The following is a 10930-nucleotide window of genomic DNA, read 5'->3' as shown; positions in this document are numbered from 1 at the left end:
GCAGACCCGGCGTGAGCGTCCTGGAGCAGATCCTCGAAGGGGTCCGGGCCGACCTCGCCGCCCGGGAAGCTGCCGTTCCCTTCGACGTCATCAAGGACAAGGCAGCTTCCGCGCCGCCCGCGCGCGACGCGCTCGCCGCCCTCCAGGGCCCCGGCATCGGGGTCATCGCGGAGGTCAAGCGCGCGAGCCCGTCGAAGGGCCACATGGTCGACATCCCGGATCCCGCGTGGCTCGCGGGCCGGTACGTCGACGGCGGCGCGCGCGTCATCAGCGTGCTCACCGAGCAGCGCTTCTTCGGCGGCTCGCTCGACGACCTCGACGCGGTGCGCGGGGCCGTCGACATCCCGGTGCTGCGCAAGGACTTCGTGGTCGGCACCTACCAGGTGCACGAGGCGCGGGCCCACGGCGCGGACCTCGTGCTTCTCATGTGCTCGGTGCTCGAGCAGAACGCCCTCGACGCGCTCGTCGACCGGGTGGAGTCCCTCGGGATGACCGCCCTGGTCGAGGTGCACAACGAGGAGGAGGCCGACATGGCGCTGCGGGCCGGCGCCAAGCTCGTCGGCATCAACGCGCGCGACCTCCACACCCTCGAGGTCGACCGCTCGGTGTTCAGCCGCATCGCCCCGGGCCTGCCCGGCGAGGTGCTGCGGGTGGCCGAGTCCGGCGTCCGCGGCCCCGGCGACCTCATGACCTACGCCGGCCACGGGGCCGACGCGGTGCTCGTGGGCGAGTCGATGGCCACGGCCGAGGACCCGCGCGCCGCGGTGCGCCAGCTCGTCACCGCCGGGTCGCACCCGGCGTGCCCGAAGCCGGCCCGCTAGATCCCGAAAGACCCTCGCCGCGCCTCGTAGCATCGTCGGCGACCCGTCCGCCTGCGCAGGAAGAAGTACGTGAGATGACGTCGGCCAGCCAGGGTCTCGCCGGGACCACGCACGAACCCGACGACCGGGGCCACTTCGGGCCCTACGGCGGGCGCTTCATGCCCGAAGCGCTCATCGCCGCGGTCGACGAGGTCGCCGCGGAGTACGAGAAGGCCCGCCACGACCCGGAGTTCCTCGCCGAGCTCGACCGCCTGCAGCGCGACTACGCCGGCCGTCCCTCCCCGGTCACCGACGCGCGGCGCCTGTCCGAGCACGCGGGCGGCGCGCGCATCCTGCTCAAGCGCGAGGACCTCAACCACACCGGCTCGCACAAGATCAACAACGTGCTGGGTCAGGCGCTGCTGACCCGGCGCATGGGCAAGACCCGGGTGATCGCCGAGACCGGGGCGGGCCAGCACGGCGTGGCCACCGCGACGGCCGCGGCGCTGCTGGGCCTCGAGTGCCTGGTCTACATGGGCGAGGTCGACACCGAGCGCCAGGCGCTCAACGTCGCCCGCATGCGCCTGCTCGGCGCCGAGGTCGTGCCGGTGACCACCGGGTCGCGCACCCTCAAGGACGCGCTCAACGAGGCCTACCGCGACTGGGTCGCGAGCGTCGGCCACACCCACTACATCCTCGGCACCGCGGCGGGCCCGCACCCCTTCCCGAAGATGGTGCGCGACTTCCACCGCGTCATCGGCCTGGAGGCCCGCGAGCAGGTCCTCGAGGCCTACGGCACGCTCCCGGACGCCGTGGTGGCCTGCGTCGGCGGCGGGTCGAACGCGATCGGGATCTTCCACCCGTTCCTCGACGACGCCGGCGTCCGGCTCGTCGGCTACGAGGCCGCGGGCGACGGCGTCGAGACCGGTCGGCACGCCGCGTCGATCACGGGCGGCACGCCCGGCGCTCTGCACGGGGCGATGTCCTACCTGCTGCAGGACGAGGATGGTCAGACCCTCGAGACGCACTCGATCTCGGCGGGCCTCGACTACCCGGGTGTCGGGCCGGAGCACGCGTTCCTCGCCGACGCCGGCCGCGCGACCTACGAGCCGGTCACCGACGCCGAGGCGATGGACGCCTTCCGCCTGCTCTGCCGCACCGAGGGCATCATCCCGGCCATCGAGTCCGCCCACGCGATCGCCGGCGCGGTGCGCCTCGGGCGCGAGCTGGGGCCGGACGCCACGATCCTGGTCAACCTCTCGGGTCGCGGCGACAAGGACGTCGACACCGCCGCGCGCTGGTTCGGCGTGGTCGACCCGGAGGCGCTGCCCACGGAGGAGCCGCCGGCCGAGACCGACGCGCAGACGGGGGAGCGGGAGCTGTGACCGGTGTGCAGACGGGCGTGGATCGCCTCGGCGAGATCTTCACCACCGCCCGGGCCGAGGACCGCGCCGCCCTCATCGCCTACCTGCCGGCGGGCTACCCGACGGTGAAGGGCTCGCTGGGCCTGCTCACCCAGGCCCTCGACGCGGGCGCGGACCTCGTCGAGGTCGGCCTGCCCTACTCCGACCCGGTGCTCGACGGCCCGGTGATCCAGCACGCGGTCGACGCCGCGCTGAAGGCCGGGGTGCGTGTGCGCGACACGCTCGGGGTGGTCGAGCAGCTCGCCGGCCGGGGCGGGCGCGCCGTCGTCATGACGTACTGGAACCCGGTCCTGCGCTACGGCGTCGACGCCTTCGCCCGCGACCTCGCGAACGCGGGCGGGCTGGGCGTCATCACCCCGGACCTGGTGCCCGACGAGGGCGCGGGCTGGCTCGCCGCGGCCGAGCGCGAGGGCCTCGCGCCGATCTTCCTGGTCGCCCCGTCGTCGACCGACGAGCGCATCGCGGCCACCACGGCGGCCACCCGCGGGTTCCTGTACGCGGCCTCGACCATGGGGGTCACGGGCGCCCGCGACGCGGTCTCGGACACCGCGACCACACTCGTCGACCGCGCCCGCGCCCACACCGACCTGCCGATCGGCGTCGGTCTCGGGGTGCGCAACGGCGCCCAGGCCGGCGAGGTCGCGAGCTTCGCCGACGGCGTCATCGTCGGCTCGGCGCTGGTGAGCGCCGCGGAGCACGGGCGGGCGGCGATCGCGCGGCTGACCACCGAGCTCGCCGCCGGGGTGCGGGGCCAGCACACCGGGCGCTGACCCGCGACAGATAGCGTGGCGGCCGTGCTCGCCGCGGTGTCCGCCCTCCCGACCTATCTCCCCAGCCCACCCCGAGGTGTCTGGGAGCTCGGGCCGATCCCGCTGCGGGCCTACGCGCTCTGCATCATCGCGGGCATCGTCGTGGCGATCCTCTGGACCGAGCGCCGGTTCGTGGCCCGCGGCGGGGAGCCCGGCACGGTCACCGACGTCGCGGTGTTCGCGGTGCCGTTCGGCCTGGTCGGCGGGCGGCTCTACCACGTCGCGACCGACTGGCCGACGTACTTCGGGCCGGGCGGCGACCCGGTGGCGGCGCTCTACATCTGGCAGGGCGGGCTCGGCATCTGGGGCGCGATCGCGCTCGGCGGGGTCGGCGCCTGGATCGCGTGCCGGCGCCGCGGGGTGCCGCTGACGGCGTTCGCGGACGCCGCCGCGCCCGGCATCGTCACGGCGCAGGCGATCGGCCGGCTCGGCAACTGGTTCAACCAGGAGCTCTACGGCGGCCCGACGACCCTGCCGTGGGGCCTCGAGATCTACCGCCGCGTCGACCCGGCGACCGGGGTCACCGACAGCCTCACCGGCGTCGCCGTCGACCCCACCCCGATCGCGATCGTGCACCCGACGTTCCTGTACGAGCTGCTCTGGAACCTCGCGGTGGCCGCGCTGGTCGTGTGGGCCGACCGGCGCTTCCGGCTCTCGCACGGCCGGGCCTTCGCGCTCTATGTCGCGGGCTACACCGCGGGGCGCTTCGTCATCGAGCTCATGCGCACCGACCCCGCGACCCGGGTCTTCGGCGACATCCGGATCAACGTGGTGGTGGCGGCCGTCGTGTTCCTCGGCGCCGTCGCCTACATGATCGTTTTCCGGGGCCGCCCGCGTGAGGTGTTCGGCCGCGCGGCCGAGACGGGTTCGACCGACGGGACCTCGGGTACGCCCGAGTCCGTGGCCGACAAGAGCACCGGGGACGGGAACGAGGACCAGCGCGCCCACAACGAGGTGGAGGCGCGCCGCACCGAGAAGTCGCCCGCGGCCGAGCCCGGGGGTCAGGGCGGGGCCTCGGACCCCAGCAGCGTCGACGCCGCGCCCGCCGACCCCGCGCAGGAGCGCGAGGAGGACGCGCCGGCGGAACCGCCGTCGGCCGCGAAGAGCTGACCGTCACGACCTGACACCACCGCACGCGACGGGCCTGCCAGGGTCCGTCCGGCGGTCTACGATCCAGAGGCACCGCGCGGGACGTCGGGGTCCGGCGCCGCTGTCGGTGTCCCTTCACCCGCTGCGCGTACCGCCGCATCGCTGCGCGCGCGGGAACGCCGACCGCCGCACCCATCCAGGGCCACCGTCGTCCCCGGGTCCCCAGCACCCGCGCGACGAGGAGGAGGCGCCGGATGTCCGCACTCAGCGCACGCCAGTGCACACCAGGGGGCACACGACAGGGGCTCTACGACCCCGCCTACGAGCACGACGCCTGCGGCGTCGGCGCGGTCGCGCACGCCCGCGGGGAGCGCAGCCACGCCATCGTCCGCGACGCGCTCGCGGTGCTGCACAACCTCGACCACCGCGGCGCCGCCGGCAGCGAGCCGACCAGCGGTGACGGCGCCGGGATCCTCGTCCAGGTGCCCGACGCGCTGCTGCGCGCCACCGTCGACTTCGAGCTCCCCGAGCCCCAGCCCTCGCCCGACGGCGGCGCGCCCGTGCTCGCCTACGCGACCGGGCTCGCGTTCCTGCCCGCCGACCCCGACGACCGGCTCAAGGCGATCTCGCTGCTCGAGCGCATCGCCGCCGAGGAGGGGCTCGACGTCCTCGGCTGGCGCGACGTCCCCGTCGACCCGGACGGCGCCGACGTCGGCTCCGTCGCCCGGGGCGCCATGCCGCACTTCGCGCAGCTGGCGGTCGCGGTGCCCGACCGCTCGGTGGCCGGGATCGCGCTCGACCGCCTCGCCTGGATCCTGCGCAAGCGGGTCGAGCGGCAGTCGGCCGAGGAGAACTGCGAGGTCTACATCGCCTCACTGTCCAGCCGCACCATGACCTACAAGGGCATGCTGACCACCGACCAGCTGCCCCTGTTCTTCGGCGACCTGCGCGACGAGCGCCTGGACAGCGCCATCGCGATCGTGCACAGCCGGTTCTCCACCAACACGTTCCCGAGCTGGCCGCTGGCGCACCCGTACCGGTGCATGGCGCACAACGGCGAGATCAACACCGTGCGCGGCAACCGGAACCGCATGCGCGCCCGCGAGGCGCTGCTCGCCACCGACCTGTTCCCCGGCGACCTGCAGCGCGCGATGCCGGTGTGCCACGAGGACGCGTCGGACTCGGCGAGCTTCGACGAGGTGCTCGAGCTGCTCGCGCTCGGCGGCCGCCCGCTGCCGCACGCGGTCATGATGATGATGCCGGAGGCGTGGGAGAACCACGCCGAGATGCCCGCCGACCAGCGCGACTTCTACCGGTTCCACGCGAGCCTGATGGAGCCCTGGGACGGCCCCGCGTGCGTCACGTTCACCGACGGCACGCTGATGGGCGCGACGCTGGACCGCAACGGGCTGCGGCCCGCGCGCTGGTGGCACCTCGACGACGACCGCGTCGTGCTGGCCAGCGAGTCCGGGGTCCTCGACGTCGACCCGTCCCGCGTGCTGGCGAAGGGCCGGCTGCGGCCGGGGCGCATGTTCCTCGTCGACACCCGCGTCGGGGAGATCGTCGACGACGACGCCTACAAGAGCGCCCTGGCCGCCGAGCGCCCGTACGGCGAGTGGCTGCACGCCGGGCTGGTGCACCTCGACGACCTGCGGCCCCGCGAGCACGTGGTGCACACCCACGCGTCGGTCGTGCGGCGCCAGCTGACCTTCGGCTACACCGAGGAGGACCTGCGGATCCTGCTCGCGCCGATGGCGACGACGGGTGCCGAGCCGCTCGGGTCGATGGGCACCGACACGCCCACCGCGGCGCTCTCGGCGCGCTCGCGACTGCTCTACGACTACTTCGTCCAGCTGTTCGCCCAGGTCACCAACCCGCCGCTCGACGCGATCCGCGAGGAGCTGGTGACGTCGATGGCGCGCGCCATCGGACCCGAGCAGAACCTCTTCCACCCCGGCCCCGCGTCCTGCCGCCAGGTCGTGCTGCCCAACCCGGTGATCGACAACGACGAGCTGGCCAAGCTGATCGGGATCAACGAGGACGGCGACATGCCGGGCTTCGCCGCCACCGTGATCTCCGGGCTCTACGAGGTCGACGGCGGCGAGCGGGCGCTGGCCGACGCCCTGGACCGCGTGCGCCGGGAGGCCTCCGCGGCGATCGCGTCCGGCCGGCGGATCCTCGTGCTCTCGGACCGCGACTCCGACGCGCAGTGGGCCCCGATCCCGGCGCTGCTGCTGGTCTCGACGGTGCACCACCACCTCGTCGCCACCCGGGAGCGGACCCAGGCCGCGCTCGTCGTCGAGTGCGGCGACGCCCGGGAGGTCCACCACATCGCGCTGCTGCTGGGCTACGGCGCGGCCGCGGTGAACCCGTACCTGGCGTTCGAGTCCCTCGAGGACATGATCGCCAGCGGGTGGCTGACCGACGTCGAGTACCCCGACGCCGTCGGGAGGTACATCCAGGCGCTGGTCAAGGGCGTCCGCAAGGTCATGTCGAAGATGGGCATCTCGACGGTGTCGGGCTACACGGCGGCGCAGGTCTTCGAGGCCGTCGGGCTCTCGCAGGACTTCGTCGACGAGTACTTCTGGGGCACCTCGTCGAAGCTGGGCGGCGGCGGGCTCGACGTCGTCGCGCGCGAGACCGCCGAGCGCCACCGGCAGGCCTACCCGGAGAACCCGGGGGAGCGGGCCCACCGCGCGCTCGACGTCGGCGGCGAGTACGCCTACCGCCGCGAGGGCGAGCTGCACCTGTTCAGCCCGGAGACCGTGTTCCTGCTGCAGCACTCCACGCGCACCGGGCAGTTCGACGTGTTCCGCCGCTACACCGCGGAGGTCAACCGGCTGGTGTCGCAGGGCGGCGCCCTGCGCGGGATGTTCCGGCTGCGCACCGAGGACCGCACGCCGATCGACATCGACGAGGTCGAGCCGGCCACCGAGATCGTCAAGCGCTTCGCCACCGGCGCGATGTCCTACGGGTCGATCTCGGCCGAGGCGCACACCGACCTCGCGATCGCGATGAACAACATCGGCGGCAAGTCGAACACCGGTGAGGGCGGCGAGGACCCGGTCCGCCTCCACGACCCGTCGAAGCGCTCGGCGGTCAAGCAGGTCGCGTCGGGGCGGTTCGGGGTCACCAGCGAGTACCTGGTCAACGCCGAGGACATCCAGATCAAGATGGCGCAGGGCGCCAAGCCGGGGGAGGGCGGCCAGCTCGCCGGGCAGAAGGTCTACCCGTGGATCGCCGAGGTCCGGCACTCGACGCCCGGCGTCGGGCTGATCTCGCCGCCGCCGCACCACGACATCTACTCCATCGAGGACCTCAAACAGCTCATCCACGACCTCAAGAACGCCAACGAGCACGCGCGGATCCACGTCAAGCTCGTCTCGTCGGTCGGGGTCGGCACGGTCGCCGCGGGGGTCGCGAAGGCCCATTCCGACGTCGTCCTGATCTCCGGCTGGGACGGCGGCACGGGCGCCGCGCCGCTGACGTCGCTCAAGCACGCCGGCAGCCCGTGGGAGGTCGGCCTGGCCGACACCCAGCAGACGCTCATGCTCAACGGGCTGCGCGACCGGATCACCGTGCAGGTCGACGGCCAGATGAAGACCGGCCGCGACGTCGTCGTCGGCGCGCTGCTGGGTGCCGAGGAGTACGGCTTCTCGACCGCGCCGCTCGTGGTGAACGGCTGCATCATGATGCGCGTCTGCCACCTCGACACCTGTCCGGTCGGTGTCGCGACCCAGAACCCGGAGCTGCGCAAGCGCTACACGGGCCGCCCGGAGTTCGTCGAGAACTTCTTCTGGTTCATCGCCGAGGAGGTCCGCGAGCACCTCGCGGAGCTCGGCTTCCGCACCCTGGACGAGGCGATCGGGCACGCGGAGCTGATCGACGCCGCCGAGGCCGTCGACAACTGGAAGGCCCGCGGGATCGACCTCACGCCGCTGTTCACCGTGCCGGACGTGCCCGAGGGCGCGCCGACCGACCGCATCCGGACGCGGCCCCAGGACCACGGGCTCGACCGGGCCCTGGACCGCACGCTGCTCCAGCTCGCCGAGGGTGCCCTCGCCGACGCCACCCCGGTCCGCCTCGAGATGCCGGTGCGCAACGTCAACCGCACCGTCGGCACGCTCACCGGCGCCGAGATCACCCGCCGGTACGGCGACGCCGGGCTGCCCGACGACACGATCCACGTCGAGTTCACCGGCTCGGCGGGCCAGTCGTTCGGCGCGTTCCTGCCGCCGGGCATGACCCTCGACCTCGTCGGCGACGCCAACGACTACCTCGCCAAGGGGCTCTCCGGCGGGCGGGTGATCGTCCGCCCGCACCCGGACGCACCGTTCGTCGGTTCCCCCGACGAGCAGCACGTCGTCGCGGGCAACGTCATCGCCTACGGCGCCACGGGCGGCGAGGTGTTCCTGCGCGGCCAGGTCGGCGAGCGCTTCTGCGTGCGCAACTCGGGCGCGCTCGCCGTGGTCGAGGGCACCGGCGACCACGCGTGCGAGTACATGACCGGCGGCCGGGTCGTCGTGCTCGGGACCACCGGGCGCAACCTCGGCGCGGGCATGTCCGGCGGCGTCGCCTACGTGCTCGACCTGCCCGAGGTGCGCGTGAACCCGGAGATGGTGTCGCTGCGCGAGGTCGACGACGAGGACGCCGACTGGCTGCACGGCGTCGTCGAGCGCCATCGCGAGCTGACCGGCTCGCCGCGGGCGGCGGACCTGCTCGCGCACTGGGACGACGCCGTTCGCCGGTTCGTCAAGGTCATGCCCGACGACTACCAGCGGGTGATCGACGCGACCCAGCGCGCCCAGGCCGAGGGTCGCGACCCCAACGAGGTGATCATGGAGGTGGCGGCCGGTGGCTGACCCGCGCGGATTCCTCAAGTACGCCCGCGAGGACAACCCGAAGCGTCCCGTCGAGCAGCGCCGCACCGACTGGCACGAGCTGTACGCGCCGCTGACCGACCCGGCGGTCCGCGAGGGCACGGAGGTCCAGGCGGCGCGGTGCATGGACTGCGGCATCCCGTTCTGCCACTCCGGCGGCGCGGGCTGTCCGCTGGGCAACCTCATCCCGGAGTGGAACGACTTCGTCCGCCGCGGGGAGTGGGACCGGGCGAGCGAGCGCCTGCACGCCACCAACAACTTCCCGGAGTTCACCGGCGCGCTGTGCCCCGCGCCGTGCGAGGTGGCGTGCGTGCTGGCGATCACCAGCCAGCCCGGGCCCGTGGCGATCAAGCGGGTCGAGTGGTCGATCGCCGAGAACGGCTGGGCCGACGGCCTGGTCTCCCCCCAGGTGCCGAGCAACCGCACCGGTCGCCGCGTGGCCGTCGTGGGCTCGGGGCCGGCGGGGCTCGCCGCGGCCCAGCAGCTCACGCGCGCCGGGCACGACGTGACCGTCTTCGAGCGCGACGACCGCCTCGGCGGCCTGCTGCGCTACGGCATCCCGGAGTTCAAGTTCGAGAAGTGGGAGATCGACCGGCGTCTCGAGCAGATGCGGGCCGAGGGCACCCGCTTCGTCGTGGACTGCGAGGTCGGCGGGCCGGCCATGCCCGTCGAGCGGCTGCGCGCCGAGCACGACGCGGTGGTGCTCGCCGTCGGGGCGCTCGCCGGGCGCGACGACCGGACGATCGAGGGCCGCGACCTCGACGGCGTGCACCTCGCCATGGACTACCTGGTGCCGGCGAACCGCGAGTGCGAGGGCGACGGGCCCTCACCGATCAACGCCCGCGGCGGCAACGTCGTCATCATCGGCGGCGGCGACACCGGCGCCGACTGCTACGGCACCGCGACCCGGCAGGGCGCGCTCGCCGTGCACCAGCTCGACCAGTACCCGCCGCCGCCGCGGACGCGCCAGGAGTCCACCTCGCCCTGGCCGACCTGGCCGTACGTCTTCCGCACCCCGCCGGCGCTCGAGGAGGGCGGCGAGCGCCTGTTCGCCACCGCCGTGCGCCGGTTCGTCGGCGACGACCGGGGCCACGTGCGCGCGGTCGAGCTCTCGTCGGTCGAGGTCCGGCGCGACGCCGACGGGCGCCGGGAGGTCGTCCCCACCAGCGAGGAGGTGCACGAGATGCCCGCGGACCTCGTGCTGTTCTCCATCGGGTTCACCGGCCCCGACGACACCGCGCTGCTCCCGGCGCTCGGCATCGAACGGACCCCGAAGGGCGCGATCGGCTGCGGGTCGGACTGGCAGACCGACGCGCCGGGCGTGTTCGTGTGCGGCGACGCCCACCGCGGCGCCTCGCTGATCGTCTGGGCGATCGCCGAGGGCCGCTCGGCCGCCGCCGCGGTCGACCGCTACCTCGACCCCGACGGCACCACGGACCTCCCCGCGCCCCTGCACCCCGGCGCCCTGCCCCTCTCGCCGGCGGGGTGATGTCAGCGGCGTGGCGTCGCAGACGTTGAGTGTCCGTCACGCCACGCGCTCGATCCGGGGCTCAGGAGCTCCGGGCCGGCGTGATGTGGGTCAGGGTGCAGAGCCAGCGCCCGTCGCGGCGCACGAAGACGTCGGTCGTCCACTCGTCGGCGGGGATGTCCTGCCCTCCGAACTGCGCCGTCGAGAGCACGCGCACGCTGAGGTAGGCGACGTCGCCGTGCACGCGCACGCGGCGCTCGCCGACGCCCTCCATGCGCGTGTGCCCCAGCGCGCCGGAGCGGACGACGGCCAGGAAGTCGTCGCGGGACGTGATGCCCGTCCACGAGACGATGGCCCAGTCGTCGTCCATGTATGCGGCCATCCGATCGGCGTCGTCGGAGACGATCGCCGCGCCCCAGTCGTCGAGGAGCGTGATCAGCTCGTGCTCGGTCGTCGTCAT

7 protein-coding genes are annotated in these 10930 nt (G+C 73.8%); 6 read left to right on the top strand and 1 reads right to left on the bottom strand.

Translation table 11 applies throughout. From position 1 onward, the window contains the following. Nucleotides 1-11: 11 nt before the first annotated feature. From trpC to WCD58_RS01395, 6 genes are all read left to right on the top strand, one after another. Nucleotides 12-821: an indole-3-glycerol phosphate synthase TrpC gene (gene trpC / locus WCD58_RS01420; RefSeq protein ID WP_337698842.1), complete on the top strand. Its 810-nt coding sequence runs from the start codon at nucleotides 12-14 to the stop codon at nucleotides 819-821. Nucleotides 822-895: 74 nt separating this feature from the next. Continuing rightward, nucleotides 896-2185, top strand: a complete 1290-nt coding sequence (gene trpB / locus WCD58_RS01415) for a tryptophan synthase subunit beta (RefSeq protein ID WP_337698841.1) — start codon at nucleotides 896-898, stop codon at nucleotides 2183-2185. A 17-nt stretch (nucleotides 2186-2202) separates the two neighbouring features. Continuing rightward, on the top strand, nucleotides 2203-2994 hold the full coding sequence (gene trpA, locus WCD58_RS01410) for a tryptophan synthase subunit alpha (protein WP_337700763.1): 792 nt from the start codon (nucleotides 2203-2205) through the stop codon (nucleotides 2992-2994). 24 nt (nucleotides 2995-3018) lie between these two features. Next, nucleotides 3019-4143, top strand: coding sequence for a prolipoprotein diacylglyceryl transferase (gene lgt / locus WCD58_RS01405; RefSeq protein ID WP_337698840.1), 1125 nt, complete (start codon nucleotides 3019-3021; stop codon nucleotides 4141-4143). Nucleotides 4144-4376: 233 nt separating this feature from the next. Beyond that, the gene (gene gltB, locus WCD58_RS01400; protein ID WP_337698839.1) at nucleotides 4377-8984 is read left to right on the top strand and encodes a glutamate synthase large subunit; all 4608 of its coding nucleotides are present in this window, start codon (nucleotides 4377-4379) and stop codon (nucleotides 8982-8984) included. Then, entirely contained in the window at nucleotides 8977-10491 is a 1515-nt protein-coding gene (locus WCD58_RS01395; RefSeq protein ID WP_337698838.1) for a glutamate synthase subunit beta, read from the top strand. The genes gltB and WCD58_RS01395 overlap by 8 nt, the downstream gene beginning before the upstream one ends. Nucleotides 10492-10552: 61 nt before the next feature. On the opposite strand, the gene WCD58_RS01390 is transcribed toward WCD58_RS01395, so the two are convergent. Next, nucleotides 10553-10930 (bottom strand): nuclear transport factor 2 family protein, encoded by a 378-nt coding sequence (locus WCD58_RS01390; RefSeq protein WP_337698837.1) that lies wholly within the window; start codon nucleotides 10928-10930, stop codon nucleotides 10553-10555.

It is taken from the genome of Actinomycetospora flava (assembly GCF_037400335.1).
Lineage (GTDB): Bacteria > Actinomycetota > Actinomycetes > Mycobacteriales > Pseudonocardiaceae > Actinomycetospora > Actinomycetospora flava.
The sequence above is the reverse complement of the archived record's forward strand: the minus strand, read 5'-3'. Positions and strand labels throughout refer to the sequence as shown.

Coding starts and splice junctions, on each gene's coding strand:
- trpB (WP_337698841.1), top strand. CDS start 896: ATGACGTCGGCCAGCCAGGGTCTCGCCGGGACCACGCACGAACCCGAC.
- gltB (WP_337698839.1), top strand. CDS start 4,377: ATGTCCGCACTCAGCGCACGCCAGTGCACACCAGGGGGCACACGACAG.
- WCD58_RS01390 (WP_337698837.1), bottom strand. CDS start 10,930: ATGACGACGACCGAGCACGAGCTGATCACGCTCCTCGACGACTGGGGC.